Annotated in this window: 24 protein-coding genes, 1 tRNA gene, 2 rRNA genes and 2 pseudogenes; 12 read left to right on the forward strand and 17 right to left on the reverse strand. The window is 64.3% G+C overall.

What is annotated here, in order from left to right; translation table 11 throughout:
- Positions 1 to 23: 23 nt before the first annotated feature.
- The 6 genes from BUR28_RS14220 to BUR28_RS19550 all read left to right on the forward strand — a co-directional run bounded on the left by BUR28_RS14220 (position 24) and on the right by BUR28_RS19550 (position 6389).
- Positions 24 to 2840 (forward strand): 23S ribosomal RNA (locus BUR28_RS14220).
- 76 nt (positions 2841 to 2916) lie between these two features.
- Positions 2917 to 3031, forward strand: a 5S ribosomal RNA gene (rrf, locus tag BUR28_RS14225).
- A gap of 72 nt (positions 3032 to 3103) precedes the next feature.
- Positions 3104 to 3180, forward strand: a tRNA-Met gene (locus BUR28_RS14230).
- A 384-nt stretch (positions 3181 to 3564) separates the two neighbouring features.
- Positions 3565 to 4494 (forward strand): patatin-like phospholipase family protein, encoded by a 930-nt coding sequence (locus tag BUR28_RS14235; protein ID WP_217693527.1) that lies wholly within the window; start codon positions 3565 to 3567, stop codon positions 4492 to 4494.
- Between the two features lie 2 nt (positions 4495 to 4496).
- Positions 4497 to 5393, forward strand: coding sequence for a nucleotidyltransferase domain-containing protein (locus tag BUR28_RS14240; RefSeq protein WP_074220725.1), 897 nt, complete (start codon positions 4497 to 4499; stop codon positions 5391 to 5393).
- A 558-nt stretch (positions 5394 to 5951) separates the two neighbouring features.
- Positions 5952 to 6389: a hypothetical protein gene (locus tag BUR28_RS19550; RefSeq protein ID WP_139307579.1), complete on the forward strand. Its 438-nt coding sequence runs from the start codon at positions 5952 to 5954 to the stop codon at positions 6387 to 6389.
- Between the two features lie 472 nt (positions 6390 to 6861).
- On the opposite strand, the gene BUR28_RS14245 is transcribed toward BUR28_RS19550, so the two are convergent.
- The 9 genes and pseudogenes from BUR28_RS14245 to BUR28_RS20825 all read right to left on the reverse strand — a co-directional run.
- Complete coding sequence (locus BUR28_RS14245) at positions 6862 to 8043, reverse strand: IS5 family transposase (protein WP_074218829.1); 1182 nt, start codon at positions 8041 to 8043, stop codon at positions 6862 to 6864.
- Positions 8044 to 8236: 193 nt separating this feature from the next.
- Positions 8237 to 10297: a hypothetical protein gene (locus tag BUR28_RS20625; RefSeq protein ID WP_074220726.1), complete on the reverse strand. Its 2061-nt coding sequence runs from the start codon at positions 10295 to 10297 to the stop codon at positions 8237 to 8239.
- Positions 10294 to 10608, reverse strand: a complete 315-nt coding sequence (locus BUR28_RS14255) for a hypothetical protein (protein ID WP_074220727.1) — start codon at positions 10606 to 10608, stop codon at positions 10294 to 10296. Before BUR28_RS14255 ends, BUR28_RS20625 begins: the two co-directional genes overlap by 4 nt.
- Positions 10598 to 10804 carry a helix-turn-helix transcriptional regulator gene (locus tag BUR28_RS14260; protein ID WP_074218259.1) on the reverse strand — a complete coding sequence of 69 codons (207 nt, stop codon included), beginning with the start codon at positions 10802 to 10804 and terminating at the stop codon, positions 10598 to 10600. Before BUR28_RS14260 ends, BUR28_RS14255 begins: the two co-directional genes overlap by 11 nt.
- A 141-nt stretch (positions 10805 to 10945) precedes the next feature.
- Positions 10946 to 11278, reverse strand: coding sequence for a hypothetical protein (locus BUR28_RS19555; RefSeq protein ID WP_139307580.1), 333 nt, complete (start codon positions 11276 to 11278; stop codon positions 10946 to 10948).
- 68 nt (positions 11279 to 11346) lie between these two features.
- Positions 11347 to 12171, reverse strand: coding sequence for a hypothetical protein (locus BUR28_RS14265; RefSeq protein WP_139307581.1), 825 nt, complete (start codon positions 12169 to 12171; stop codon positions 11347 to 11349).
- Entirely contained in the window at positions 12086 to 13345 is a 1260-nt protein-coding gene (locus tag BUR28_RS14270) for a tyrosine-type recombinase/integrase (RefSeq protein ID WP_083626659.1), read from the reverse strand. The genes BUR28_RS14265 and BUR28_RS14270 overlap by 86 nt, the downstream gene beginning before the upstream one ends.
- A gap of 352 nt (positions 13346 to 13697) precedes the next feature.
- Positions 13698 to 14887 (reverse strand): IS3 family transposase gene (locus BUR28_RS14280; protein WP_139307446.1). Its coding sequence is split into 2 segments (ribosomal slippage): positions 13698 to 14635 and positions 14635 to 14887, totalling 1191 coding nucleotides; the frame shifts between segments, so codons are not numbered across the junction.
- A 284-nt stretch (positions 14888 to 15171) separates the two neighbouring features.
- Positions 15172 to 15291 (reverse strand): annotated as a pseudogene (locus tag BUR28_RS20825) (transposase); the annotation flags it as partial.
- A gap of 75 nt (positions 15292 to 15366) precedes the next feature.
- On the opposite strand from BUR28_RS20825, the pseudogene BUR28_RS19560 reads away from it, so the two are divergent.
- Positions 15367 to 15462, forward strand: a pseudogene (locus BUR28_RS19560) (IS5/IS1182 family transposase); the annotation flags it as partial.
- A gap of 68 nt (positions 15463 to 15530) precedes the next feature.
- Here the strand turns inward: BUR28_RS19560 and BUR28_RS14295 are convergent.
- Genes BUR28_RS14295 through BUR28_RS14305 form a run of 3 tightly spaced genes read right to left on the reverse strand, consistent with a single transcriptional unit; the run spans position 15531 to position 17574 of the window.
- Positions 15531 to 16331 carry a metal ABC transporter permease gene (locus tag BUR28_RS14295; protein WP_074220730.1) on the reverse strand — a complete coding sequence of 267 codons (801 nt, stop codon included), beginning with the start codon at positions 16329 to 16331 and terminating at the stop codon, positions 15531 to 15533.
- A complete protein-coding gene (locus tag BUR28_RS14300; RefSeq protein ID WP_074220731.1) occupies positions 16331 to 17059 on the reverse strand; it encodes an ATP-binding cassette domain-containing protein in 729 nt (242 codons plus the stop codon). Before BUR28_RS14300 ends, BUR28_RS14295 begins: the two co-directional genes overlap by 1 nt.
- Positions 17056 to 17574: a helix-turn-helix domain-containing protein gene (locus tag BUR28_RS14305; RefSeq protein ID WP_074220732.1), complete on the reverse strand. Its 519-nt coding sequence runs from the start codon at positions 17572 to 17574 to the stop codon at positions 17056 to 17058. Before BUR28_RS14305 ends, BUR28_RS14300 begins: the two co-directional genes overlap by 4 nt.
- 56 nt (positions 17575 to 17630) lie before the next feature.
- On the opposite strand from BUR28_RS14305, the gene BUR28_RS14310 reads away from it, so the two are divergent.
- Positions 17631 to 18644 carry a zinc ABC transporter substrate-binding protein gene (locus BUR28_RS14310; protein WP_074220733.1) on the forward strand — a complete coding sequence of 338 codons (1014 nt, stop codon included), beginning with the start codon at positions 17631 to 17633 and terminating at the stop codon, positions 18642 to 18644.
- A 223-nt stretch (positions 18645 to 18867) separates the two neighbouring features.
- Here the strand turns inward: BUR28_RS14310 and BUR28_RS14315 are convergent, their stop codons facing one another.
- A complete protein-coding gene (locus BUR28_RS14315; RefSeq protein ID WP_074220734.1) occupies positions 18868 to 20043 on the reverse strand; it encodes an acetyl-CoA C-acyltransferase family protein in 1176 nt (391 codons plus the stop codon).
- Between the two features lie 342 nt (positions 20044 to 20385).
- On the opposite strand from BUR28_RS14315, the gene BUR28_RS14320 reads away from it, so the two are divergent.
- Together BUR28_RS14320 and BUR28_RS14325 are read left to right on the forward strand one after the other, a co-directional pair.
- Positions 20386 to 21936, forward strand: a complete 1551-nt coding sequence (locus tag BUR28_RS14320; protein ID WP_074220735.1) for an FAD-dependent oxidoreductase — start codon at positions 20386 to 20388, stop codon at positions 21934 to 21936.
- The gene (locus BUR28_RS14325) at positions 21933 to 22121 is read left to right on the forward strand and encodes a DUF2783 domain-containing protein (protein WP_074220736.1); all 189 of its coding nucleotides are present in this window, start codon (positions 21933 to 21935) and stop codon (positions 22119 to 22121) included. The genes BUR28_RS14320 and BUR28_RS14325 overlap by 4 nt, the downstream gene beginning before the upstream one ends.
- A 153-nt stretch (positions 22122 to 22274) precedes the next feature.
- Here the strand turns inward: BUR28_RS14325 and truB are convergent, their stop codons facing one another.
- From truB to rbfA, 3 genes are read right to left on the reverse strand one after another with little or no spacing between them, the layout of a single operon-like run.
- Entirely contained in the window at positions 22275 to 23180 is a 906-nt protein-coding gene (truB, locus tag BUR28_RS14330) for a tRNA pseudouridine(55) synthase TruB (RefSeq protein ID WP_074220737.1), read from the reverse strand.
- Between the two features lie 58 nt (positions 23181 to 23238).
- Positions 23239 to 23976: a phosphodiester glycosidase family protein gene (locus BUR28_RS14335; RefSeq protein WP_074220738.1), complete on the reverse strand. Its 738-nt coding sequence runs from the start codon at positions 23974 to 23976 to the stop codon at positions 23239 to 23241.
- Positions 23966 to 24373, reverse strand: coding sequence for a 30S ribosome-binding factor RbfA (rbfA, locus tag BUR28_RS14340; protein WP_139307582.1), 408 nt, complete (start codon positions 24371 to 24373; stop codon positions 23966 to 23968). The genes BUR28_RS14335 and rbfA overlap by 11 nt, the downstream gene beginning before the upstream one ends.
- Positions 24374 to 24448: 75 nt before the next feature.
- On the opposite strand from rbfA, the gene dapB reads away from it, so the two are divergent.
- Both dapB and BUR28_RS14350 read left to right on the forward strand, forming a co-directional pair.
- Positions 24449 to 25258 carry a 4-hydroxy-tetrahydrodipicolinate reductase gene (gene dapB, locus BUR28_RS14345; RefSeq protein ID WP_074220740.1) on the forward strand — a complete coding sequence of 270 codons (810 nt, stop codon included), beginning with the start codon at positions 24449 to 24451 and terminating at the stop codon, positions 25256 to 25258.
- Positions 25259 to 25334: 76 nt separating this feature from the next.
- Positions 25335 to 25694, forward strand: a complete 360-nt coding sequence (locus BUR28_RS14350; RefSeq protein ID WP_074220741.1) for a dihydrodipicolinate reductase — start codon at positions 25335 to 25337, stop codon at positions 25692 to 25694.
- A 22-nt stretch (positions 25695 to 25716) separates the two neighbouring features.
- On the opposite strand, the gene BUR28_RS14355 is transcribed toward BUR28_RS14350, so the two are convergent.
- Positions 25717 to 25896, reverse strand: a complete 180-nt coding sequence (locus BUR28_RS14355; protein ID WP_074220742.1) for a DUF1674 domain-containing protein — start codon at positions 25894 to 25896, stop codon at positions 25717 to 25719.
- Positions 25897 to 25908 lie beyond the last annotated feature (12 nt).

Below are 25908 nucleotides of genomic sequence, written 5' to 3' on the forward strand. Positions count from 1 at the left end.
AAAGCTTGTCTTTTTCTGGATCAAATCAAGCGCGAGAAGGGCGTTTGGTGGATGCCTTGGCAGCAAGAGGCGATGAAGGACGTGATAACCTGCGATAAGCTAGGGGGAGCCGGTAATAGGCTTTGATCCCTGGATCTCCGAATGGGGCAACCCACCTGACAGTTGATTATAATAGCCTTCGGGCGATTTATAGTCGGCTGAAACAGGTACTTAAGACCTGAACACATAGGGTTTTAAGAGCAAACCCGGGGAACTGAAACATCTAAGTACCCGGAGGAAAGGAAATCAACAGATACTCCCCTAGTAGTGGCGAGCGAACGGGGATCAGCCGAGCCGTGAATGTGACCAGAACAGACTGGAAAGTCTGACCATAGTGGGTGACAGTCCCGTATGGGAAGCATGATCGGACGTATCAAGTAGGGCGGGACACGTGTAATCCTGTCTGAAGATCGGGGGACCACCCTCGAAGGCTAAGTACTCCTTGCTGACCGATAGCGAACCAGTACCGTGAGGGAAAGGTGAAAAGCACCCCGACGAGGGGAGTGAAACAGTACCTGAAACCGAGCGCCTACAAGCAGTCGGAGGGACCTCGAGTCCTGACGGCGTACCTTTTGTATAATGGGTCATCGACTTGGTCTCACGTGCAAGCTTAAGCCGATAGGCGTAGGCGCAGCGAAAGCGAGTCTTAAATGGGCGTCGAGTTCGTGGGATCAGACCCGAAACCGAGTGATCTAGGCATGTCCAGGATGAAGGTAAGGTAACACTTACTGGAGGTCCGAACCCACACCTGTTGAAAAAGGTCGGGATGAGGTGTGCCTAGGGGTGAAAGGCCAATCAAACTCGGAGATAGCTGGTTCTCCGCGAAAACTATTTAGGTAGTGCGTCAGACGAATACCCCGGGGGGTAGAGCACTGGATGGGTAATGGGGCCCCACAGGCTTACTGATCCTAACCAAACTCCGAATACCCGGGAGTACTATCTGGCAGACACACGGCGGGTGCTAACGTCCGTCGTGGAGAGGGAAACAACCCTGACCTACAGCTAAGGCCCCCAATTCGTGGCTAAGTGGGAAAGCAGGTGGGACGACCAAAACAACCAGGAGGTTGGCTTAGAAGCAGCCATCCTTTAAAGATAGCGTAACAGCTCACTGGTCTAAACAAGTTGTCCTGCGGCGAAGATGTAACGGGGCTCAAGCCACGAGCCGAAGCTTAGGACTGCGCAAGCAGTGGTAGCGGAGCGTAGTGTGATAAAACCCATTCCTCCTTACCGTCCTCGGGCGGATTGGAGGAGCGGGTTTGGCTGTGAAGCCGGGGCGTGAGCCGCCGGTGGAGCGATCACTAGCGAGAATGATGACATGAGTAGCGACAAACAGGGTGAGAGACCCTGTCGCCGAAAGTCCAAGGGTTCCTGCTTAAAGCTAATCTGAGCAGGGTAAGCCGGCCCCTAAGGCGAGGCCGAAAGGCGTAGTCGATGGGAACCAGGTTAATATTCCTGGGCCAGGAGGATGTGACGGATTGTGGCGGCGTGCGTCCCTTATCGGATTGGGGCGTATCCAAGACAGTTCCAGGAAATAGCCCTCCGCCAGACCGTACCCTAAACCGACACAGGTGGACTGGTAGAGCATACCAAGGCGCTTGAGAGAACGATGTTGAAGGAACTCGGCAAAATACCTCCGTAAGTTCGCGAGAAGGAGGCCCGGGCCATGTGGTCCGGGGGCACAAACCAGGGGGTGGCGACTGTTTACTAAAAACACAGGGCTCTGCGAAGTCGCAAGACGACGTATAGGGTCTGACGCCTGCCCGGTGCCGGAAGGTTAAAAGGAGGAGTGCAAGCTCCGAATTGAAGCCCCGGTAAACGGCGGCCGTAACTATAACGGTCCTAAGGTAGCGAAATTCCTTGTCGGGTAAGTTCCGACCTGCACGAATGGCGTAACGACTTCCCCGCTGTCTCCAACATCGACTCAGCGAAATTGAATTGCCTGTCAAGATGCAGGCTTCCCGCGGTTAGACGGAAAGACCCCGTGCACCTTCACTACAGCTTCGCACTGGCATCAGGCATGCGATGTGCAGGATAGGTGGTAGGCTTTGAAACCTCGACGCCAGTTGAGGTGGAGCCACCCTTGAGATACCACCCTTCGCCTGCTTGATGTCTAACCGCGATCCGTCATCCGGATCCGGGACCCTGCGTGGCGGGTAGTTTGACTGGGGCGGTCGCCTCCCAAATCGTAACGGAGGCGCGCGAAGGTTGGCTCAGAGCGGTCGGAAATCGCTCGTTGAGTGCAATGGCAGAAGCCAGCCTGACTGCGAGACTGACAAGTCGAGCAGAGTCGAAAGACGGCCATAGTGATCCGGTGGTCCCGAGTGGAAGGGCCATCGCTCAACGGATAAAAGGTACGCCGGGGATAACAGGCTGATACTGCCCAAGAGTCCATATCGACGGCAGTGTTTGGCACCTCGATGTCGGCTCATCTCATCCTGGGGCTGGAGCAGGTCCCAAGGGTACGGCTGTTCGCCGTTTAAAGAGGTACGTGAGCTGGGTTTAGAACGTCGTGAGACAGTTCGGTCCCTATCTGCCGTGGGTGTAGGATACTTGAGAGGAGTTGCCCCTAGTACGAGAGGACCGGGGTGAACGATCCACTGGTGGACCTGTTGTGGCGCCAGCCGCAGTGCAGGGTAGCTATGATCGGACAGGATAACCGCTGAAGGCATCTAAGCGGGAAGCCCCCCTCGAAACAAGGTATCCCTGAGGGCCGTGGAAGACCACCACGTCGATAGGCCGGAGATGTAAGCGCAGCAATGCGTTCAGTTGACCGGTACTAATTGCCCGATAGGCTTGATTTGATCCAGTAAAAGCCAAGCTTTGCTGGTCGAAAGCGCACGGACGTGTGCAGCTTGGACAGCGTTGGGTCTTCCTCGGTTTGGTGGTCATAGCGCGAGCAAAACACCCGGCTCCATTCCGAACCCGGTCGTTAAGTGCCGTAGCGCCGATGGTACTGCGTCTCAAGACGTGGGAGAGTAGGTCGCCGCCAAACCTAGAAAGACCCAACCTTGTGACTCTCTTCGATGGCAACAGCGTGTGGCGCCGATACTCAGGCAAAAAATGGCGCGGGGTGGAGCAGCCCGGTAGCTCGTCAGGCTCATAACCTGAAGGTCGTAGGTTCAAATCCTACCCCCGCAACCAAAAAATCTTTATATTACAACCTCTTACGCGCCGCCCGCAAGGGCGGCGGGCGCGTTTGCAGGTTTTGGTGCTACGGCGGTGCTACGCAGAAGCGGGGCAAAGGTCGGCCGCTCCAGCGAATCCAGCCAGAAGCAACGGCGCACTCGTGACAACCCATGGCTTGGCGCCAAGCTCCAGGGCGGCGTAGGCGCTGCCTGTCGACCGTGATGCGCAGAACGCGACCGAGGCAGACCTCGCGCTGCAGAACTGCCAAGGGCGCAAGCGGCCCTTGAGCGTGGTAGGCGGCACCGCAACGAGGTATTCTGAGGACGGACGTTGTGAACCACCTATTGCCCATCTTCAGAGCGACACGTACTTTATTTGCCAGCGAAGGGCCCGATGGTGATGGACGGTGACGTCTGCCGAATTCTGAGTGTGGATGGCGGAGGAGCAAAAGGTTTTTATCCGCTCGGTATCCTGCGCGAAGTGGAAGCCTTCTTACCCCGGCCGATCCATGAGACTTTCGATCTGATCTTCGGCACCAGCACCGGTTCCATCATCGCCGCGCTGCTAGCGACTGGTCGTTCCGTCGATGAGATTCATGAATTGTACAAGAAGCACGTCCCACCGATCATGCGGGCTTCCGGGAAAGCGGCCAAGACAGCAAAACTGCGTGAGGCCGGGAAGGCGGTATTCGGTGACGCAGGCTTCGATACGGTGCTGACTGGCCTTGGCGTCGTGTCGACTAAGTGGCAACTCGAGACGCCAATGATCTTCAAGAGCCGGGAAACCCAAGCGCACGGGCGAAGAGCCACGTTCGTTCCAGGTTTCGGTTGCAAACTAGCAGATGCAGTTGAGGCATCATGCTCGGCCTATCCCTTTTTTGAAATCAAATCGTTGGAAACGGCCTCCGGGGACATCGTTGAATTGTTCGATGGCGGCTATTGCGCCAACAACCCAGCGCTTTACGCGCTTGCCGATGCAACCGTGGCCCTCGGTCACGCCTCTGAGAATTGTCGGCTCCTTTCCCTAGGGTGCGGCCAATACCCGGAGCCCAAGCGAGGCTTCATCGCGCGGCAGATCAACAGCTTCCTGCCGGTTCAGTTGCTTCAAAAGACGCTAGAGGTTAACACGTCCTCCATGGATCAGCTCAGGCGGTTGCTCTATGCGAACGTACCGACAGTTCGGATTAGCGATACCTTCGATAAGCCAGAAATGGCGACGGATATGTTCGAGCACGATTCAAAGAAGTTGAATCTCCTTCGTCAGCAAGGGGTTGAGTCATTTGCGCGACGTGAAAAGGATGTCCGTCAACTGCTTTTGAACGGGGAATAGTAATGGCGATTTCAGAGGATCAGCTCGAAACGTGGTCGCACCAGGGCTCGGTTCAGCAATCATCAGCGACGTACCTGTCGATCAAGAAAGTATTGGAGGACTCGAACGCACCATACGCAGGCCGCAGATTCGACGTGTTCTTACAGGGGTCCTACGGCAACAAAACAAATGTTTGGTCCGAGAGTGATGTGGATGTCGCGATCTGCCTGACCTCGGTCTACTACTCTGACACTGGCAGACTAAGCGCGGACGAGAAAGAACGCTACGATGCAAATTGGTCCTCAGCTAATTACTCCTTCAAGGACTTCCGGGCGGAAGTGTCGGCATGGCTTCGAGCAAATTTCGGGAACTCAGTAACGCTAGGCAAGAAGGCCATAAAAGTGCCCGGCGGTAGCAGCCGGCGGGATGCTGACGTCCTGGCATGCGTCCAGCACCGCGACTACTACTCCTACCCGACCAATGGTCGCCCGAGCTATCATGAGGGTATTTGCTTTTGGACTTCGGACGGCGACAAGATCATCAACTATCCCCACCAGCACCTTGCTAACTGTACCGCTAAAAACGGCAACGCTAACGAGCGCTTCAAACCGAATATCCGGGTATTGAAGAACATGCGGAACGCCATGATCGATGCCGGGTTAATCGCCGATGGCATAGCCCCATCGTACTTCGTGGAAGGAATGCTTTACAACATTCCGAACGATCACTTCAACTGGACGCATCAGCAAACCGTGGAAAACGCGCTTACCTGGCTCGAGGGATGCAACGTGCCCGATCTGGTTTGTGCGAACGAACGTTACTACCTTGTCCGTGATGGTTCCAACGTTTGCTGGAACTCCAACGACTTCCGAGCGACGCTGACAGCTATGCGCCGGTATTGGAATAGCTCCGCTCGCTAGAACTCGGTGGAACGGCTGCGCCGCGACGCTTCGTTTCTTCCATGCGTTCTGTAACCGCTACGAGTTTCAAGCATAACGCTTCCGCCGCGGCCCTTCAATACTGCCGTGCTTATCTCGAATCACGCCAGTTTTATAGCGCGTCCATTCAGGAATAAGACAGCTTTTGTTCGGGAAAGAATACAGCAAGCATCAACAGAGTTCGCAATTGAAAGCGAAAGGGCGCTGTTGTGTGCGGAGCCGAGGTTCGGTTCAGAAAACAATGGTATGTGCCGGCTAACAATTCGCATAGACCATGCAGACAGATGATAACTATCGTCCTTCCGGCTTCTCTGAAACAGTACTGCCCCGTCATGGATGCTTGGGTTCAACTTTATGGCGTCTTCTAGGTCTTGGACAAAAGTAGGGCCAAAACGCTGCCCTACTTCCGGCATCGGCTCTCTCGGCATGGGTATACAATCCAGATCGGACATTCGGCCAGTCGCGAAGACTAGGATTACTGGGTGGATCGGTTCTCGCTCCTGATGTATTTGGAGCAGTGTTTGCTTTAGATGCTCAAGCATGGGTGACACATTGCTTAACAGGGTCTCGGTTTCAGTACTGCTTATCATCGCCATTGCCGTTTGGGGAGGGTTTCTGTGGGTGCTAGGCATCGAGCTGACGTGGGAGCATGCCCAACCTTACTCCCTGACGCTGGCTGCACTAACGTCATGCCTATGGCTGTTTGATCGGTTCATCTGGAAAACCTGGCCGGTACATAAGCTAGTTCGTCGTCCGAATCTGAACGGAACCTGGCGAGTTTCACTGCAGTCATCCTACAAGATGCCAGGTTCGGACGAGCCTGTTGCCGAAGTAAAAGGCTTTGCGGTTATTCGTCAAACATTTAGCTCCATATCGATCAGGTTGATGACCGAACAAGGCGAATCGTTTCTGGTTGCGTCGAGCTTCGATTTCCAAAATGATGGGACGACCGTACCTCTACGGCGCGTATCAAAGTGACCCAAGTATCCACCTAAGGTCTGGCATTAGTGAAATCCATTATGGGAGCTTCAGATACAAAGTGATCGGTCGGCCCCCTAAGCAGATTAGGGGTCATTATTGGACTGATCGCAACACGAATGGTTCAATTTCATTGGTTGATCGAAAAAACGTGTTTTTCGATAGCTTCATCGAAGCAAAGGACTCTTGCGGGGCTAGCTAAAGATTTGATTTTTCGGAGTAAATCAGCGTGCTTCAATATTTCGAACGTCCGCTTCTAGGCGCACACTATCCTGCAGCAAACAACCGCCCTCGTTCCTTCCCTGGGAGGTGAAGACCGGTGCTGGGCCCTGCAGGATTCACGGAAACGGGCTGGGTGCCTGCGCTAACAGGCCGCTGAAATTCTCTTGCGGCCGGACGGATTTCCCTGACCCTCACCCGTGAGGCCGGCGTCGTCTGTTCTGTGTGCTTGGTCTCGGCCCTGCCTTTGGCGTCAGGCGGCCAGCAGCTTCGGCAGTCTGGCGAGGTTGCAGGCGGCCATGGTGAAGGTGAAGCGGGCGGCGACGCGGTCGAGGCCGCGGTATACGGTCTGGGCCATGCCGCCGACGGTCTTGGCCCAGCCGAAGGGCTCTTCGATCTTCTTGCGGCGCGTCTGGGACAGGGCGTAGCCGGGGTGGCGGGTGGTTCTGCCGTCGATGGCGGAGTGTCGGGCCTTCTGGGCGACATGCGGCGTGACGTGGGCCTGTCGCAGATCGGCGACGAAATCTGCGCTGTCGTAGCCCTTGTCGGCGCCCAGCGTGAGGCGGCGGGTCGAGCCGGGGGAATGGCGGTGGATCATGTCGAGCGCGGCGCGGCGTTCGGCATGGCCATCGGCGCGGGTCAGGTCGGCCTGGACGACGAAGCCATTGCGGTTTTCCATCAGCGCATGCCCCATGTAACAGAGCAGCGCGCCCGTCCCCTGCGACTTGCGGAACAGCCGCGCGTCGGGGTCGGTGATCGAGGCATGGGTGGCGTTGGAGCGCTTCTCGCCGCGGAAGTCGACTTCGGCGTTGCGGTGGCGGCGGCTGGGGCTGGGCATCGGGACGGTCTCGGCTTCGGGCTGGGCAGGGGCGGTGTCGGGGCTGGTATCCTGATCGGTGTCCCCCGGCGGGTCACCCGGCCCGTCCGCGCCGGGCGGGCTGCCCTCGGTCTTCGGCTGGAAGCTCTTCATGGAAGCCCAGGCCTTGATCAGCGTGCCGTCCACCGAGAAGTGCTCGTCTGACAGCAGCGGTGCGACCTCCCGGTGAGCCAGGATCGCGCCCATCACCTTGCGCGCCATGTCGGTGGTCAGCAGCCGGTCACGGTTCTTCGTGAAGACGGTGGGGACCCAGACCGCGTCGTCGATCCCCAGGCCCACGAACCAGCGGAACATGAGGTTGTAATCCATCTGCTCCATCAACTGCCGCTCCGAGCGTACCGAGAACAGGATCTGTAGAAGGCTCGCCCGGATCAGCCGCTCCGGCGGGATCGAGGGCCGGCCCTCCGGGGCGTAGAGCGTCTCGAACTCGGCATCGAGGCTGGCCAAAGCCTCGTTCACGACCCGCCGGATCTGCCGCAACGGATGCCGCGCCGGGATCCGCGCCTCGATGTCAACATAGCTGAACAGCGACCCGCTCGTCTCGTCCGCGCCCCGCATCCCAACCCCTCCGGCAACCGCCCAAGGGGTGAATCACGTCCCTCAACCGACGTCCAGAGCGAGGTTTTTCAGCAGCCTGCTAAGCCTCAACTTCCTGAATTCACCTTTCTGCCGTCCGCCCTGTCCGCCGCTGTCCGCCCCCAGGCCCTGTTGAATATGGCGGCGGACGGCAGGCGGACAGGGCGGACAGCGATCAGGCCTGATCCATGATGATGACGCGCCGCCGGTCCTTGCCTTCCCGGTCGTGGGTGATCCGGATGCCGCGGCGCCGCAGGAGCGGTGCGATGCGGCGAAGCTCGGCGCCGAAGGCCGCGGGCTTGCGCGGGAAGGCGTCGGCCGCGTCGGTCAGGGCGGGGTAGCAGCGCCTCAGGTGGGCGATCCAGTCCGTGGCCGTGCCTTGCCAGGGGCCATGATCGGCCAGAAGCGCCAGGATTGCGCTGGCCAGGGCGTTGCCGTCGAGCGCGGTTTCTTCCAGCGCGCGGCGGTTCGCCTGGTAGGCCTCCAGGAAAGCGCCGGGCGGCCAGCCCAGGGCCGGTTCGGCGGCCGTGACCCAGCGCGCGAAGTCGGCCATCCTGGGCCGCTCTGCCAGCGTCACCGCGTCGAGCTTGTCGAGCGCGCAGGCGGTGGCATCCAGCAGCGCCGCCAGGATGCGGGGCTGCGCCTCTGGGAAGCGCGCCCAGAACTCCTGTTCGAAGACGCGGCCGGTTTCCGAGATGGTTGGCAGCGTGAGGGCAATCGCCCGGTCGGCCAGGTCCGCGCGTTCCGCCAGGTCGGGAATACCGTTCAAGATGCAGGGTCGGGTGGCGTCGAACAGCACCTCGTCCGCGTCGCTATGCAGCTTTCGCGTGGCGAAGCCGCCCCCGGTGGCCAGGCGGCAGAGCGCGTCGGCCATGCTGGGCTTGATCCGCGAGAGGTTGTCGAAGGCCAGCACATGCGCGCCTTGGGCCGCGATCACCAGGTCGCGTTCGTCGCCGGGAAAGCTCCGGGTTTCCAGTGTGGACGGATCGACCAAAGCCCGCAGCACCTTAGACGTGGTGCTCTTGGCGCTGCCCTGTTCGCCGGTCAGGATCAGGAGGGGGTAAGGGCCGCTCGGCCGCAGGCAGCCCAGGAGCCAGCCCGCCATGAGCCGGAACTCCTGATCGGTGCCGACATTCACGAAGGCCCGCAGGGCGTCCAGATCGCCGCTCCCGGCGATGGGAACGGGCAGCGCGGCCATGCTGGGCGCGCGTTTGAAGCGCGGTTCCTTCGCCTGGCGCACGCGCCAGCCGCTGGCCGTGATTTCGACGGCGGACCAGTCGGGCGCGCCAAGGTCCAGCACCAGGGCGTCGCCCTGGCGGCCGATCCGGGTGAAGGCCTCACGCCGCTCGCCTTCGAACAGCGCCTGGCCGATCATCTGGCGCACCTGGTCGTCGAGCTTCGACGCGCTCGGGGTCTTGCCGCTCGCATGGTACTCGGCATGGGCCAGCAGCCGCTTGAAGGTGCTGCCATCGAGCGCGAAGGTTTCCCAATGCCCGCCGCGCCGGATAGAGATGAACGGCTCGCCGCGGGGCGTGTGCCAAAGCTCCATACCGTCGAATAGCGGCGCGGGCGCGTCGTCGTCGGGCGCCGGTTCTCGGTTGCCGTCCAGCGGACGCGCCAGGGCCAGGAGCGTGTTGACCTGCCTCACGCCCCAGCCCGCGGCCACGGCATCGGCCGCGTCCCAGCCCTTGGGATACGGACCGCCCGACGCGCCATCGTTCGCCGCGATGGGCGCGCCGCCGGTAACGTTACGTAGCACCAGGTCCGCCACGGGAACGATCCGGGGCAGGGTGCCGAACTCCCTATGTAAGGTAACGGCCAGGCCTTCGGCATATTTCCGGCCCGGCGCGTCCTTGTCAGGCCAGAGGATGACCTCGCGTCCCTTCAGTGGCGCCAGGTCCGCTTTGTGCGCGCCGTTCGCGCCGCCGAACGTGGTGGTGCTGACGTAACCCAGCGCTGCCAGCGCATCGGCGCATTTCTCGCCTTCGGTCACGATCACCGGCCGGTTCGTATTGGCAGCGGCCGTCACCTCGGGCAGGCGGTAGAGCGGCCGCCGCTCCGGCGCCTTCCACTCCTGCCGCACCGGGTCGTAAGGCAGGAAGAACTTGCTGCCGTCAGGCCGGTCGAAGCGGTTGGCCACCAGGATCGCGGCGCCGCTGGCGTCGTGATAGACATACTGCGCGTCCGGCTGGCCCGCTTTGGGATGGCGCAGCGCGTGAAGTTCGGTCGCCGTCATTTCATCCCCCATGTCTCGATAAGCTCGCGCGCGGCCTCGCCCTGGCTAACGCCGTTCAGGTAGGCGTAGAGGCTGACGGGATCGCCGCCGCTGTCCCCGGTCGCGAAGTCGGCCCAGCGGCCGGTGGCCAGGTTGATCTTGAACGATCCGGGGCGCCGGTCGGCGCGCGTCGGATTACGCGCCACCCATTCCCGGCCGATGCGGCGGCCATCGGGCAGCCAGGCGGCCAGGAGCCGGGGCAGGTTTGCCAGGCAGGCCGCGTTGACGGCCACGAAATAGATATGGCGGGCGGGCAGGGTGTCAGTTGTCATTGGCCGCCACCTCCTGCAGCCGGGCCACTTCGAAGGCCTCCACATCGGCCAGGCGATAGCGCACCAGGCGCCCGACCTTCACGTAAGGCAGCGGATAGCGCTTGGTGCAGCGCCAGGTGCTGAGCGTGGTCGTGGACACGCCCAGCCGGTCGGCCACGTCCTGGGGCGTGAGAAGGGTTTTCGGTGTCAGGCTCATTTCGTGTTTCCTCGTCAATGGTTAGCGACAAGGAAAGGCTGCCAGCATCGCGGGCCGCGCTCCATCAAACCTGATCGGAGATTCCGGGGCGGAAACCGCGCCCCGGATTTACGATGACTTCTATCCCGAAGGTACAGACCTTTACGCTTTGCGCATCATCCAAGCGCTGACCGCGGTCCACGCCAAGAATGAGAGCGGGTTTCCCATCAGGTCCCACATCTCAGTGTCGGTGAACTCCTCGATAAGCGAATATGCTAAAGCCGCGAGAAATATTCCAACTACTGCCGCCGCCACTGGCCTTATGACACGATCGTTTTGCTGTTCGTTTTCCTCACGTTCTCTCTTTCCTTTCCTTGCGTCGAGTGACCGCTTTAGGAGCTGGAGTTCCATCTTCTCCCATTGTTCATCGCTCAGCCGAAGACGCTCAAATTCCGTGTCTGTAAGGTAGTGTGGTGGTCTGTCATATGCGTTCATCGGCTGCGGGCTCCGTGCGCAAGGGGTCAGCGTTGTCTTGATCGGTCGGTATAATCGCTTGTCGGGTACTAGCGGTTCGTATCGTCCGCTCTGACCTTACGCAAACCGTTCACGATGGCGGAGCGCGTGACGGCCGGATCAAGGCGCCGAAATACGGTTTCCAAGGCATCCACGAGGCGCGAGAGGGTGCGGCCAGTTTCGGGATAGTACATGCCTTCCGTAAACGGATGGCCGGACAGCGCCGACCATGTCGGCTGGAAGGTAACTAGAAACTGCAAAAGCGCATGGTCCTTCGGGAATTTCCTGACTTTGGACTGTGCCCGCCAGCGCTGCGTTTCCGCTTTGAGTTCGTCCTCTGAATCCAGCCGGAGCGGGGCCTCGCCTTCCATATCAGGTTCCAGCAGCACCGGCTTCGGCTTCCGGTTGATGGCGTCTTCAACGCAGATTTGCAGGTCCACCAGGACTTCGCGATAGTTCGCGAAGATATTGCGGCGTGTGCCCATCATATCCCCGAGCGTGACGCCGTTTCGTACCTCGTGAAGATGCGGGTTGCGCCTCACGGCCTTCTCTACGCGCGCTTCCAGTCCCGGGTAATCCTGCAGATGCAGGAGGGCATCGTAGAGCCGTTGCGCGGCTTCCGTGACGCGATCCAGCGCCGCGTTGTCTTCTTTTTCGCTGCGCTGTGTCGCCCGTTCCAGGGCGGCAGTCACATAGGCATCGCTCGCGACGACCAAGCCTCGCCGCAACGAGGCCTGCGTTTCCGGGTCGTTGCTCATGTCGCCATGCGCAATGACCTCGCTCAGCAACTCATTGCTGATCAGTTCCTGGTACTGAGGCTCCGATTCTTCGTCCACGTTGATCGCGAGGTGCGGATACAGGGCTGCAATGGTCAAGGTCGTCCCTCGTTTCTTGGGCTGGACGCGCATAGGCGAACATCGCGTCGGTCGCCTTGTTCACGGAGTCGCGTACGGGGTCCAGGTTCAGGCGGGCATAGATCGCGGTCGATTGCTGGCTGCGATGGCCCAGGGACTTGCCGATGATGTAGCCATTGGCGCCGGTCGCGGCCTGGTAGCTGCCCAGGGTGCGGCGCAGATCGTGAATCCGGAGATCGGCAATCCCGGCTTCCTTCAGGATGCGCGCCCAGGCCTTCTTCGGATCGGCCAGGTGGCCCGACGCGCCACTGCCGGGAAACACCCATGGGCCGTCAGAGGCGAGCTTGCGCTCTTTCAGGATTTCCAGTGCCTGGCCGGGCAGGTGGACGATCTGCGCGTCGCCGTTCTTCGTCTGGCCGATCCGCCAGGTCGCGGTGCTGAAGTTGATATCCTGCCAGCGCATCGCGAGCGTGTTGGACTTCCGCGCGCCGGTCAGCAGGGAAACCAGGAAGAAATCGCGCGCCGCCTCGTTCGGTTCGTTCGCCAGGGCTTCGAAGAAGCGCGGCAACTCGTCGGGCTGCAGGAAGCGGTCGCGGCTCTGTTCCTTGAACTTCTTGATGCCCGCGGCCGGGTTCGTGCCGTCCCAGCCCCAATCAATCGCCTTGTTGAAGATCGAGCGCACCCGCTCAAGCAGGCGGTTGGCCTGGTAAATGCCGTTCTCCTTGCCGACGCGGGCGTGCAAGCGCTCCACATCGGATTTCATAATCTTCGATATCTTGCGTTTGAACCAGTGGGAAAGGAACTTCGTAACTTCCCGCTCGTCGTATTTCCAAGAGCGTTTGTGAACTTTCGAGTATTTTTCCAAATATTCTTCGAAGAGCGCGCCGAACGTCATCTCGTCGCGGATGGCGCGCCGTTCCTTCTGCGGGTTCTTGCCGCTCGCAATCTCGCCCTTGGCCTTCTGCGCGAGCTTCCGGGCGTTCTCGATGCTGATATCGGGGAAGCGCCCCAGGAGAAGCCGCTCGGGGCGCCCCTCCACGCGCTTGTAGAGATAGAAGCTCTTGCTGCCGCCAGGCGAGACGGCCAGGACCAGGCCCTGTTCCCGCTCGTCATAGTAGTAGTCCCGGCTGCCCTTGGCGGCGGGCGGCGCCTTCGACAAGGCGGCCTTGGTGAAGTTCAGGCGGTGGCTGGCCATGCTGCCTCCCGTGATCCAGTGCTACGGCGGTGCTACGCTGGTGCTACACTCTGGAGCAAATTTGGGCAATCTGGCAGCATGGCGCGCAAGCCAAGTCTTGGCGTAACATATTGATAAAGCATGATAGAAATGCCTGCGGAGAATTTGAGCAAACCACAGACCCTTAGACTCATAACCTGAAGGTCGTAGGTTCAAATCCTACCCCCGCAACCAACTTTAGCACAATAAATCAATACCTTAACCTCGCAGCGGGCGAAGCTTCTGGCTTTGCCCCGCCAGGCGTGGAAGCTGCGTGGAAGACTGCAAACCTCAAGCAGGGATGTGGTAGACGGGTTGACCTGCCACTGATCTTTCATCCAGCCGCGACCGGAGCCCGGTTGGTGTTTACGCCAAATGGCGCGGGTTGAGCAATCGCCCGACGCGCGGAGCTCTCATCTCGCGCAGCGGGTCGGGCGATTGCGGTGGTCAGGGTCTGCGCGTAGTCAGCCGGGGTCTGATAGCCCAAGGCCGAATGGGGGCGCTCGGTGTTGTAGTCGGCGACCCAGGCGGCGATCAGGTCGCGGGCATGGGCGAGGTTACGAAACAGCGTCTCGTTCAAGAACTCGTCCCGCATCCGGCCGTTGAAGCTCTCGACAAAGCCATTCTGCATCGGCTTGCCCGGCGCGATGTAGTGCCATTCGATCCGGTTCTCGGCGCACCACTTCAGGATCGCGTTCGAGGTCAGTTCCGTCCCGTTGTCCGACACGATCATTCCCGGCTTGCCGCGACGTTCGATCAGCGCCGTCAGCTCCCGCGCGACGCGCCGGCCGGAGATCGACGTGTCCGGGATCGCGGCGAGGCATTCGCGCGTGACGTCATCGACGATGTTCAGCACCCGGAACCGCCGCCCGCACGCGAACTGGTCATGGACGAAATCCAGTGACCAACGGGCATTTGCGCGCGCCTCGACCAGGATCGGGGCGCGGGTGCCGATGGCCTTGCGCCGCGCGCGCCGCTTGCGGACGGTCAGCCCTTCCTCGCGGTAAAGCCGGTAGATACGGTTGATCCCCGAGGGCTCGCCCTCCCGCCGGAGCAGGACGAAGAGCCGCCGGTAGCCGAACCGCCGACGCTCGTTGGCAAGCTCCCGCAATCGGCCGCGCAGTTCCGTGTCGGGTGCGCGTTGCGACCGGTAGCGGATCGTCTTCCGATCCGCGCCGGCAATCTGGCACGCCCGTCGTTCCGACAGCCCGAACCGGGCCTTCAGATGCGCGACCGCCTCGCGCTTCACGACGGGCGTCACCACTTTTTTGAAACCAGCTCGCGCATCGCGGCCAGATCCAGCATCTGCTCCGCCAGCAGCTTCTTCAACTTGGCGTTCTCGTCCTCGAGCGCCTTCAGCCGTTTGGCCTCTGACACCGTCATGCCGCCGTATTTGGCTTTCCAGTTGTAGAACGTCCCCTCCGACATGCCGTGCTTGCGGCACAGATCGGCACACTTCGCCCCGGCCTCATGCTCGGCCAGGATGCCGATAATCTGCTCTTCGCTGTATCTCGTTCGCTTCATTGTCCGTCCCCTCATTGGGTCGGACTCTAATCGCAGGTGGAGGAAAAATCCCGTGGCAGGTCACGACGACCCGGCAGGCCCGCCGTTCGCTGAGTCCCATCTCACTGATCAGAAAGCCCACGGCTTTGCGCTTCGCCGTTCGCCATCGGTCTCGAACGCATGGCGACGCGATGGCTCACCCTCACCAGTTTTTTGCCAAGAGCTCCTTCATCGCGGTCATGTCCAGCATCTGATCTGCCATGATCCGCTTGAGCATTCGCCATTGTCTCTCGGACCAATGGCTCATTGTAGAACGTCGCCGTGCTGATCGCGTGGCGCCGGCAGATGTCGTCGACCTTCGCCCCGGCCTCGTGCTCCTTCAGCACGCCGATGATCTTCTCTTCAGAGAACCGTTTCCGCTTCATGGGACTTCCTCCTTCGTCCAGTCAAAGGTGGAAAATTCCAGTTCGCAATGGCCCGGATAGCGGGGGGAAGGTCACGACTTCGATCGTCAGGTCGCCGAACTCCAGGTCCGCGCCGCCGTCCTGAACGGCTACACCGCGCTCGGCATACCAGTCACAGAGCCCATGGGGTAAGTGCGTCTGGGGAAAGGGGAGGTCCGGGCTTCACGCTCTTTGCGCAACAAAGCCCCGTGGCCCTTTCGTTAAGCGCCTATTGCCGACCGAAGGCCCCGGAAGACACTGGTGCACAGGAAACAGATCGCGGCCACGCAGACGATGGAGGGGCCCGCCGGCGTGTCGAACAGATAGGCCGCGCGCAGGCCGACCACCGCAGAGACCGCCCCGATGGCCGCGCCGGTTAGGGCCATGCCCTCGGGCGTGCGCGCCAGGGGCCGCGCGGCGGCAGCCGGAATGATCAGCATCGCGGCGATCAGCAGGACGCCGACCACCTTGATCGCCACCGCGACGGTGATCGCCAGCGAGAGCGTCAGGACCAGCTGTTCGCGCTTGGGCCGGATGCCGCTGGCATAGGCCAATTCCTCGTTCAGCGTCGCGGTCAGCAGCGCGGACCAGCGCCAGCCGATCAGGCCGACCACGAGAACCGCGCCGCCCCAGATCACCGCTAGATCGCCGCGCGACACGGCCAGGATGTCGCCGAAGAGATAGGCCATGAGGTCGATGCGAATGCCCGACAGGAACGACACCGCGACGAGACCGAAGGCCAGTGCCGAATGCGCCAGAACGCCCAGCAGCGTGTCCATCGCATAGCCCCGCCCGCTGAGCGCCGAGACCGTCAGGGCCATGGCGAGCGCGACCGCCACGGCCCCGGGGAAGATCGACATCTCCAGCGCGAGCGACAGCGCGACACCCAGGATTGCGGCATGGGCCGTCGCGTCGCCGAAATAGGCCATGCGGCGCCAGACGACGAAGCTGCCGAGGGGCGCGGCCGCGACAGCCACACCGATGCCGGCGAGCGTGGCCCGGGTCATGAAATCGTCCAGCATCACTCGGCCGCCTGTGTCGTGTCGTGTTTGTGATCGTGTTCGTGGCGATAGAGCGCGAGGGCCCCGCCGGTCCCGGTCCCGAACAGCGCGCGATATTCCGGCGCCGAGGAGACATGCTCGGGCGTGCCGTGACAGCAGACATGCCCGTTGAGGCAGATCACCCGGTTGGAGGCCGCCATCACCACGTGCAGTTCGTGGCTGATCATCAGCACCGCGCAGCCGGTCTCGCGCCGCACCTCGTCGATCAGCCGGTAGAACGCGGCGGAGCCGGGCTGGTCCAGGCCCGCCGTCGGCTCATCGAGCAAGAGCAGGCCGGGGCGCACCACCAGCGCCCGCGCCAGAAGCACCCGCTGCAACTGCCCGCCCGACAGTTGCGACATCTGCCGGTTGGCCAGGTCGGGCACGCCCGCGCGCGCCAACGCGCTGGCCACGTTCTCCTGCGCGGCCCGGCCCGGCAGGCGCAGGAAACGTGCGACGGTGATCGGCAGCGTGGGATCGACATGCAGTCGTTGCGGGACGTAGCCAATGACGAGGCCGGAGGCCTTGGCGATCCGCCCGGCCGCCACGGGCACCGCGCCGACAACGGCGCGGAGCAGGGTCGTCTTGCCCGACCCGTTCGGCCCCACGATGGTCACGATCTCGCCCGGTTCGATGCTGAGGCTGACATCGCGCAAGACCTCACTTGCGCCGTAGCGCACGCTGATATGGTCGACGTTCAGAAGGCTCATGCCCCGGCTTTCTCGGCACAGGCGGGGCAGACGCCGATCGCCTCCACGACCGTGCGTTCGATTCGAAACCCGGTGGCGCGGGCGGCCTCGCCCAGCGTGCCGCGGGCCGGGGCGGATTGCGCTTCGGCGACGGCCTCGCAGACCCGGCAGATCAGGAAGGCCGGCGAGTGCGGCGCGCCGGGATGGGCGCAGGCGATGAAGGCGTTCAGCCGCTCGATCTTGTGGGCGAAGCCGTTGGCCACCAGAAAATCCAACGCCCGGTAGGCCACCGGCGGCTGGGCGCCGAACCCCGCCTCGTGCAACCGTTCGAGCAGTTCGTAGGCGCCCATCGCGCGATGCTCGCGCAGCAGGATCTCGAGCGCCGCCCGCCGCACCGGCGTGAAGCGCAACCCCTCGGCGGCGCAGTGCGTCTCGGCCGCCGCGATGGCCGCCTCGACGCAATGGCCGTGGTCATGGGCCTCGAACCCGATCGGCTCCACGCTTGGGGCGGTTTCCGTCCGCGCTGCTCTTGTCATGTTATCTCATTTCCTGTATTCGGCTTGAAACGTTATACAATCACAGGAAGGTGCCAATGTCCAGAAACCTGTTTCCGCTCGCGCTGACCGCAACGATGCTGGCCGGCACGGCCATGGCCGAGGTGCCGCGCGTCGCCGCCGACATCGCGCCGTTGCACGCGCTCGTGGCCCGCGTGATGCAGGGCGTCGGTGCGCCGGACCTGATCGTGCAGCCCGGCGCCTCGCCGCACGAATACAGCCTGCGCCCCTCCGAGGCGGAGGCGCTGCAGGACGCGGATATCGTGATCTGGATGGGAGAGGACCTGGCCCCCTGGATGCAAAGCGCGATCGAGACGCTCACGGCCGACGCATCGGTCGTGACGCTTCTGGAGGCGCAGGAGACGGCCCTTCTGGAATTCCGCGAAAACGCCCTGTTCGAAAAGCACGCCCACGGCGACGACGACCATGCGGCCGAGGACGGGGCGCATGACCACGAGCATGACGACCATGCCGGGGCTGAGGATCACGCCCACGACACCGGGGAACACGCGGAAGCCGAGGCGCATGACCACGACCATGGCGCCCATGACCCCCATGCCTGGCTGTCGCCCCGCAACGCAGCGGCGTGGCTCAACCTGATCGCGGGCGAACTCTCGGCCGCGGACCCGGAAAATGCGGGGACATACTTCGCGAATGCCGCCGAGGCCCGGGCCGAGATCGACACCCTCGTCAGCGAGATCGGCGACATCCTCGATTCGGCGCGCGGGGGCCGGTTCGTGGTCTTCCACGACGCCTACCAGTATTTCGAGACAGCCTTCGACATTCCCGCTTCCGGCGCGATATCGCTGTCCGACGCGCGCGACCCGAGCCCGGCCCGCATCGCCGAGATCCAGGGCCGCGTTGCCGAGGAAGGGATCGACTGCGTGCTGGCCGAGCCGCAATTCGATCCGGGGATCGTGGCGACCGTCCTGGAGGGCACCGAGGCGAACACCGCCGTGATCGACCCGCTGGGATCGGACCTCGAACCCGGCCCGGATCTCTATCCGCAGATGATGCGCAACCTCGCCTCATCGCTTGCCGGGTGCCTGTAGGGCACGACAGCGGCGCCTGGGCGCGCCGATGCCGCGACCGGCGCCGCGCGTCACGACGGTCCCCCGGGCTCGGACATGGGTGTGGTGCGCAGGGGCCTTGCGCCGCGAGACGCCGGCGTTCCACAGCCTCGGCGCTTCTTCTTGGCGAAAATACTCATCTGCGCGCCGGAGGCGCGCATACGAAATGCCGTGGCCCCGCAAGGGGCCGCCTTACGATCCGCAGTCAGAGCCGTTCCAGCGCCAGCGCGATGCCCTGGCCGCCGCCGATGCACATCGTCACCAGCGCAAGCCTGCCCTGCGTCCGCTCGAGTTCGTAGAGCGCCTTGACCGTGAGGATCGCCCCGGTCGCCCCTACCGGGTGGCCAAGCGCGATGGCCCCGCCATTGGGATTGACCTTGGCCGGGTCCAGGCCCAGGGCTCGGCTGACGGCGATCGCCTGTGCGGCGAAGGCCTCGTTGCTCTCGATCACGTCGAACTCCTCCGCCGCAAGCCCGGTCTTCCGCAGCAGCGTCTCGACCGCGGGCACGGGCCCGATTCCCATGACCTCGGGGCGCACGCCGGCATGGGCGTAGCCCAGAAGCCGCGCGCGCGGCGTGAGCCCCCCGGCCTCGGCGGCCTCTTCCCGGGCCAGCACCAGCGCGGCCGCCCCGTCGTTGATCCCGGACGCGTTGCCCGCGGTCACCGAGCCGTCCCTGCGGAAGACGGGCCGTAGTCCCGCCAGCCCCTCCGCCGTGGTTGCCTTGGGGTGCTCGTCCACCTTGCAGGCCACGGTATCGCGCTTCACGCGCACCTCGACCGGCACGATCTGCGCGTCGAACCGCCCCTCGGCGATGGCCCAGGCCGCGCGCTCCTGGCTCTGCAGCGCAAAGGCGTCCTGGTCTTCGCGGCTGACCCCGTGCTCCTCGGCCACGTTCTCGGCGGTCACGCCCATGTGGCCGGTGCCGAAGGGGCAGTTCAGCGCGCCCAGCATCATGTCGGCCGCCCCCGTATCGCCCATCTTCTGGCCCCAGCGCGCGGCCGGCAGGATGTGCGGCGACCGGCTCATGTTCTCGGCCCCGCCGGCCAGCCCGAACTCGGCCTCGCCCAGCATCAGCGCCTGGGCCACCGAGACGATGGCCTGCGCGCCCGAGCCGCACAGCCGGTTGACGTTCATCGCCGGGACCGTCTCGGGGATGCCCGCCTCCATCGCGGCCACGCGGCTGAGATACATGTCCCGCGGCTCTGTGTTGATGACATGGCCGAAGGCGACATGGCCCACCTGCGGTCCCTCGATTCCGGCGCGTTCGAGCGCCGCGGTCGCGGCGACCGCGCCGAGCGCGATCGGCGGCGTTCCCGCGAGGCTGCCGCCGAAGGTGCCGATGGCGGTGCGTGCGCCGCTCAGAATGACGATGCCCGTCATGGTGGACTCCTCCCCGATATGATCCTCGCGAAGTGTTGCCCGCAGCCGCGGCGCTTGACCAGCACCGATTGTGCGTTGCGCGATGACGTCCCTGGATGGTCCGAACGGCGCGGCGCGGGCATCTGCGCCCGGAAAAATGACCGAAAAAAGCGGTTGCAGCCTTGCCCGGCGTGGAAGAGGTTAACGTTGGGCAGCGGATCACACCGACAGCTGGTGTGGGCGCACGCGATGACCGAGGGTCCGGTCCGAGGTGCGATGCCTCTGGGCGGCACCGGCCCGGAGTTCCGCGACCGCACCGCAGCGTCCGCGCCCTGGGGAGCCGTCGCGACGGGAGGAGGCGTGATGCCCTATGACTACAAGCCGTTTCCCTACGTCGCGCCGCCCGGGGTGAGCGCGCCGGAACCGCGCCACCCGGTCGTGATCGTGGGCGCGGGGCCGGTGGGTCTGGCGATGGCGCTGGAACTGGCAAGCCGGGGCGTTCGATCGGTCCTGCTCGACGACAATAACGTGGTCTCGATGGGGTCGCGCGCGATCTGCTGGTCGCGGCGCAGCCTTGAGCTGTTCGACCGTCTGGGCATCGCCGACCGGGTCCTGGAGAAGGGCACGACCTGGAGCGTCGGCCGCGTCTGCCATGGCGACGACGAGATCTTCAGCTTCGATCTCGCGATCGACCCGGACCACAAGATGCCGCCCTTCGTGAACCTCCAGCAATACTATATCGAGGAGTTCATGGTCGACCGCGTGCAGGCCGAGCCGCTGGTCGACCTGCGGTTCAGGAACCGGGTGACGGGCATCGACCAGACCGGGGACACCGCCCATGTCAGCGTCAAGACGCCGGACGGCCAGTACGGGCTCAAGGCCGACTACGTGCTGGCCTGCGACGGCGCGCGCTCGACGATCCGCGCGATGCTCGACCTCGATTTCGAGGGCGAGCTCTTCGAGGAGCGTTTCCTGATCGCCGATGTCGAAATGGAGGCGGATTTCCCTTCGGAGCGCTGGTTCTGGTTCAAGCCGCATTTCCACGACGGGCAGTCGGCGCTGCTGCACCGCCAGGCTGACAACATCTACCGCATCGACCTGCAACTTGGCTGGGATGCGGACCCCGACGAGGAGAAGAAGCCGGAAAACGTGATCCCGCGGATCGAACGCCTCGTCGGCAAGGATTTCGACCTCGACTGGGTCAGCATCTACAGTTTCCAATGCCGGCGGCTGCGCGAATTCGTCCACGGACGGGTGATCTTCGCCGGCGACAGCGCCCATGTGGTGTCGCCCTTCGGGGCGCGCGGGGGCAATGGCGGGCTGCAGGACGTGGACAACCTCGGCTGGAAGCTTGCCGCGGTGCTGGAGGGGCGCGCGCCCGCCGGCCTGATCGACAGCTACAACCGCGAACGCGTCCAGGCGGCCGACGAGAACATCCTGCATTCGAGCCGCTCAACCCGCTTCATGACGCCCGCACCCGGGGCCGGGCGGCTGTTTCGCGACCAGGTGCTGGCGCTGGCGCGCAAGGCGCCCTTCGCGCGGGGCTGGGTCAATTCCGGGCGTCTTTCCACCCCGTGCGTGTTCCGGACGTCGGCGCCCGACCACCCGGTGCTCCCCGCCATCTCGCGTCCCGGCGCCGTGGCCCCGGACGCGCCGCAAGGCAACGGCTGGCTGTTGAACGCCCTCGGCCGGGATGCCACGCTGATGGCGGTCAACGGCGCGCCGCCGCCGGGGGTCGGCCTTGCCACGCTGCAGGTCGAGGTCAACGACGCCGTGCGAGCCCGCTACCTCGGCGATGCGCCGGCGGCGCTATACCTCGTGCGCCCGGACCAGGTGATCGCGGCGCGCTGGCTCGAGGCCGATGCGCGCCAGGTGGACAAGGCCCTGACCGCGATGTGGGAGGGACGGCCATGAAACTGATCGACACGCCCAATCTGGACGACCATGACGGGTTCTACGCCGAGTTGATTGCCGCGCATCGAGGGTTGAGCGAGGCCGAGAGCCATGCCCTGAACGCGCAACTCGTGCTGATCCTGGCCAACCATATCGGCGACCGGGAGGTGCTGACCGAGGCGCTGGAACTGGCCAAAAAGCGCTGAACGCGGCTGGCGCGGGGGCCGTTTCCGGGGATCGGAATTCCATCGGACTTTCATCGGACTTTTTGTCGGACCTGCGGCGCGGGGGAGGGCGCCGCCCCAGGACCCCCGGGCGGCTTCGGGGCAAGGTCCGGTCTCTGCGGCGCGGGGGCGTGGTCAGGCGCGGAAGACGCGGTGCGGGTGCAGCTCGCCGGCCTTGTAGATGCCGACCGCCACGGCGTGGCCGTCGAGCGAGGCCCAGGCCTCGTCGCCATACTCCGCCTCCGAGGTGAGAACGATCCCGGCATTGCCGTTGCGCATCCGGGCCGCGCCTTCCGCGGTGGTGCGCAGTTCGGGCAGATCGGCAAGGCCCTCTTCGAGCGGGCGCAGGTAGGCGTCGAGCTCGGGCGTGCGGGCCAGTTCCTCCACCAGGTCCAGGCTCACGCCGTCCTCGGCGTCGAACGGGCCGGACCAGATGCGGCGGAGGTCGGTGACGTGGCCGAGGCACCCGAGCGCCCGGCCGAGATCGCGGGCGATGGCGCGGACATAGCCGCCCTTGCCGCAGACCATTTCCAGCGTCGCGTGGTCCGGGTCCGGGCGTGCGACCAGTTCGAGGCTGTCGACATAAAGCGGGCGCGGCTCGATCTCCATCTCCTCGCCGGCGCGGGCGCGGGCATAGGCGCGTTCGCCGTCGATCCGCACGGCCGAGAATTGCGGCGGCACCTGCGTGATATCGCCCGCGAATCGGGGCAGGGCGGCGGCGATCTCCGCGTCGTCGGGCCGGCGTTCGGAGGTTTCGATCACCTCGCCCTCGGCGTCGTCGGTATTGGTCGCCACGCCGAAGCGCATGGTGAACCGGTACGCCTTGAGCGCGTCGGTGACGTAGGGCACGGTCTTGGTCGCCTCGCCCAGCGCGATCGCCAGAACCCCGGTCGCGGCCGGGTCGAGCGTGCCCGCGTGCCCGGCCTTCTTCGCCTGGAAGGCCCAGCGCACCTTGTTCACGACTGCGGTCGAGGTCATCCCCGCGGGCTTGTCCACGATCAGCCAGCCCGAAATGTCGCGTCCCTTGCGGCTGCGTCCCATGTCCATGCTCTGCCATTGTTGCGTGAAGCCCGCCTGCTAGCGAAGCGGGCGGGCGGCGTCAACGCGGCGTGTCCGCGACCGCGCCCACGATCGGGCCCATCGGCAGGCCGCCGTCGGCGCGGCCCAACTCGGGCGCGTAGAGCTTGGAGACCCTGCCGTCGAGATAGAGCGCGTTCGGGGTGTCGAGGACGTCGCGGAACAGGCGCCCGAACTCGTGGAAGGTGACGGGGCGGTCGGAGATCGCGAAGACGACATGGCCGTCGCCGGTCACGCCGACCCCGTTGCGCACGAAACGCGAGTCGCTGTCGGGCAGGAACCGGGGGTGCAGCGCGCCGTCGATCACCAGCATCGGCCCGGACTGGGTGGCGAAGCGGCAGGCGGGCGGGGCCGACAGGTAGCGGCGGGTTTCGATCACCGCCGCGCCGGCCTTTGTCAAGCAGAGCAGGCCGTTGGGCAGAAGCCCGAAATTGCCGGGCCCGGCGGAGGCGACGGCCGGCGCCTGTTCCTCGCCCTCCTCGATATAGAGCCCCACGGGCGCGCGATCGGGGTGATACATGCCCGCGTTCATCGCGAAGACCAGGTTTTGGCCGGCCTGTTCCAGCATCGCGTCGAGGCGGGCGAAGCTGCCCAGGACGCGCCCGTCGCCATCCAGCCGGAAAAGCCGCAGGTCGGCTCCGGCGGGGTCGTAGCGGCAGACGGCATAGCCGCGCCCCTCATGCGTCAGACGCTCGCAACCGGCCCAGGCCGCCCCGGCCAGGAGCCACAGGGCGACCGTCAGCGCGGCCCTAGCCGCCATCGCCGTCGGGGCGGGCGATGTCGCGCTGCACGTCCTCCTGGGCGAGCAGGCGGCGCGTCTCGTCCATCCGGTCGAAGGTCTGGTCGATGACGAAGCGCAGTTCGGGCGAAAACTTGAGGTCCACCTTTTTGGAGAGGGCCCGGCGCAATTCGCCCCGGTTGCGCTTCAGCGCCTCGAGCGCGTCCTCCGCGCCGCGCCCGCCGAGCGGCAGGACATAGGCGGTGGCGACCTTGAGGTCGGGCGAGGTGCGCACCTCGCCCACGGTGATCGACAGGGCGTTGAGCTCGGGGTCGTGCACATCGCCGCGGGCCAGCACCTCCGACAGGGTGCGCCGGATAAGCTCGCCCACGCGAAGCTGTCTCTGGGAAGGGGCGGAAGATCGGGACATGGCTTTCATCTAGGCGATGCACGGCGTTTTGCCAAGCGCGCGCCGAGTCGCTACACCGGGGCCGAGAACCGAACGGAGGACGAGATGGCGAACCTGCCGGGCATCGTGATCATGGGGGCATCGGGGCGGATGGGGCAGATGCTGATCCATACGGTCCTGCAAAGCGAGCAGGCGCGCCTTGCGGGCTGCGTCGAACGGCCCGACCACCCCTGGGTGGGCCGCGACGTGGGCGAGGCGATGGGCGGGCCGCATGTCGGACTGCACGTCACCGACGATCCGGTGGAGGTGATCGCCCAGGCCCAGGCGGTGATCGATTTCACGACCCCCGAGGCGACCGTGGCGACCGCCACCCTGACCGCCCAGGCGCGCGCGGTGCACGTGATCGGCACCACGGGTTTCTCGCAGGAGCATCTGCAGCGCATCAAGGCGGCCGCACGCCATGCGGTCATCGTGCGGGCCGGCAACATGAGCCTCGGGGTGAACCTTCTTGCGCAGCTGACGCGCAAGGTGGCCGCGGCGCTGGATGCGGAGTTCGACATCGAGGTGGTCGAGGCGCACCATCGGCACAAGGTGGATGCGCCCTCGGGCACCGCGTTGATGCTGGGCGAGGCCGCGGCCGAGGGACGCGGTGTCGCGCTGGACGAGGTGGCCGAGCGCGGACGCGACGGGATCACCGGGGAACGGGCGCGCGGGGCGATCGGGTTCTCGGCGATTCGGGGCGGCGACGTGGTCGGCGAGCACGACGTGATCTTCGCCGGGCTCGGCGAACGGGTCGTGCTGCGCCACATCGCGACGGACCGGGCGATCTTTGCCCGCGGCGCGCTCAGGGCCGCGCTCTGGGGGCAGGACCGGAAACCCGGCGAATACGACATGGTCGACGTGCTCGGCCTCTGAGGGGTTAACCCGATCGCAAGGGGCCTGCGCGAGGCTGTCGGGCACATGCCCGTCAGAACGACCAGGGAGTCTTGCGATGTCGCGTACCGTTCTGGGCGCTGCGGCCTTGGCCGTACTCTGCGCCGCCCCCGTTTCGGCCGAGGGCTTCCGCCCGGTCGAAAGCCGCGCCACCTTCGTCAGCCTCGTTCACGGCAAGGACCTCAGGCGGATGGGGGTCAAGCTGGCCGTCACGCCGCGGGGGCAGGTGGTGGGCCAGGCGTTCGGCAAGCGCGTGTCCGGGGACTGGCGCTGGGACGGCAAATACTTCTGCCCCGATCTGACCTACGGAGATCGCGCGATCGGCCCCGATTGCCAGGCGGTCCAGGTGCGGGGCACGACGGTCCGCTTCATCACCGACAGGGGCGCCGGCCGGCTTGCCGTTCTGCGCCTCGAATGACCGGGCGCCGCCGCGGCGCGGCTCAGAAATCGACGGCGATTCCCTTGCGTTCCCAGTCGCCGTAACGCACGGGCTCGGGGCCGTCGCGGCCGCCGAGTTCCCTGGGCCGCGCGGGGGCCTGTGCCGCCTTGCGCCGCTCTTCCGCCTCCCGCAGCGCGCGGAGCGCCGCGGGCGGGAGGTCCTTGCCGCTGTCCTCGCTCATCGCCAGGTCTCC

The sequence above is a fragment of the Rhodovulum sp. ES.010 genome (assembly GCF_900142935.1).
In the GTDB taxonomy this organism is placed as follows: Bacteria; Pseudomonadota; Alphaproteobacteria; order Rhodobacterales; family Rhodobacteraceae; genus Rhodovulum.

Coding starts and splice junctions, on each gene's coding strand:
- BUR28_RS14235 (WP_217693527.1), top strand. CDS start 3,565: ATGGACGGTGACGTCTGCCGAATTCTGAGTGTGGATGGCGGAGGAGCA.
- BUR28_RS14240 (WP_074220725.1), top strand. CDS start 4,497: ATGGCGATTTCAGAGGATCAGCTCGAAACGTGGTCGCACCAGGGCTCG.
- BUR28_RS19550 (WP_139307579.1), top strand. CDS start 5,952: ATGGGTGACACATTGCTTAACAGGGTCTCGGTTTCAGTACTGCTTATC.
- BUR28_RS14245 (WP_074218829.1), bottom strand. CDS start 8,043: ATGCGGGGCGCGGACGAGACGAGCGGGTCGCTGTTCAGCTATGTTGAC.
- BUR28_RS20625 (WP_074220726.1), bottom strand. CDS start 10,297: ATGACGGCGACCGAACTTCACGCGCTGCGCCATCCCAAAGCGGGCCAG.
- BUR28_RS14255 (WP_074220727.1), bottom strand. CDS start 10,608: ATGACAACTGACACCCTGCCCGCCCGCCATATCTATTTCGTGGCCGTC.
- BUR28_RS14260 (WP_074218259.1), bottom strand. CDS start 10,804: ATGAGCCTGACACCGAAAACCCTTCTCACGCCCCAGGACGTGGCCGAC.
- BUR28_RS19555 (WP_139307580.1), bottom strand. CDS start 11,278: ATGAACGCATATGACAGACCACCACACTACCTTACAGACACGGAATTT.
- BUR28_RS14270 (WP_083626659.1), bottom strand. CDS start 13,345: ATGGCCAGCCACCGCCTGAACTTCACCAAGGCCGCCTTGTCGAAGGCG.
- BUR28_RS14295 (WP_074220730.1), bottom strand. CDS start 16,331: ATGCTGGACGATTTCATGACCCGGGCCACGCTCGCCGGCATCGGTGTG.
- BUR28_RS14300 (WP_074220731.1), bottom strand. CDS start 17,059: ATGAGCCTTCTGAACGTCGACCATATCAGCGTGCGCTACGGCGCAAGT.
- BUR28_RS14305 (WP_074220732.1), bottom strand. CDS start 17,574: ATGACAAGAGCAGCGCGGACGGAAACCGCCCCAAGCGTGGAGCCGATC.
- BUR28_RS14310 (WP_074220733.1), top strand. CDS start 17,631: ATGTCCAGAAACCTGTTTCCGCTCGCGCTGACCGCAACGATGCTGGCC.
- BUR28_RS14315 (WP_074220734.1), bottom strand. CDS start 20,043: ATGACGGGCATCGTCATTCTGAGCGGCGCACGCACCGCCATCGGCACC.
- BUR28_RS14320 (WP_074220735.1), top strand. CDS start 20,386: ATGCCCTATGACTACAAGCCGTTTCCCTACGTCGCGCCGCCCGGGGTG.
- BUR28_RS14325 (WP_074220736.1), top strand. CDS start 21,933: ATGAAACTGATCGACACGCCCAATCTGGACGACCATGACGGGTTCTAC.
- truB (WP_074220737.1), bottom strand. CDS start 23,180: ATGGGACGCAGCCGCAAGGGACGCGACATTTCGGGCTGGCTGATCGTG.
- BUR28_RS14335 (WP_074220738.1), bottom strand. CDS start 23,976: ATGGCGGCTAGGGCCGCGCTGACGGTCGCCCTGTGGCTCCTGGCCGGG.
- rbfA (WP_139307582.1), bottom strand. CDS start 24,373: ATGAAAGCCATGTCCCGATCTTCCGCCCCTTCCCAGAGACAGCTTCGC.
- dapB (WP_074220740.1), top strand. CDS start 24,449: ATGGCGAACCTGCCGGGCATCGTGATCATGGGGGCATCGGGGCGGATG.
- BUR28_RS14350 (WP_074220741.1), top strand. CDS start 25,335: ATGTCGCGTACCGTTCTGGGCGCTGCGGCCTTGGCCGTACTCTGCGCC.
- BUR28_RS14355 (WP_074220742.1), bottom strand. CDS start 25,896: ATGAGCGAGGACAGCGGCAAGGACCTCCCGCCCGCGGCGCTCCGCGCG.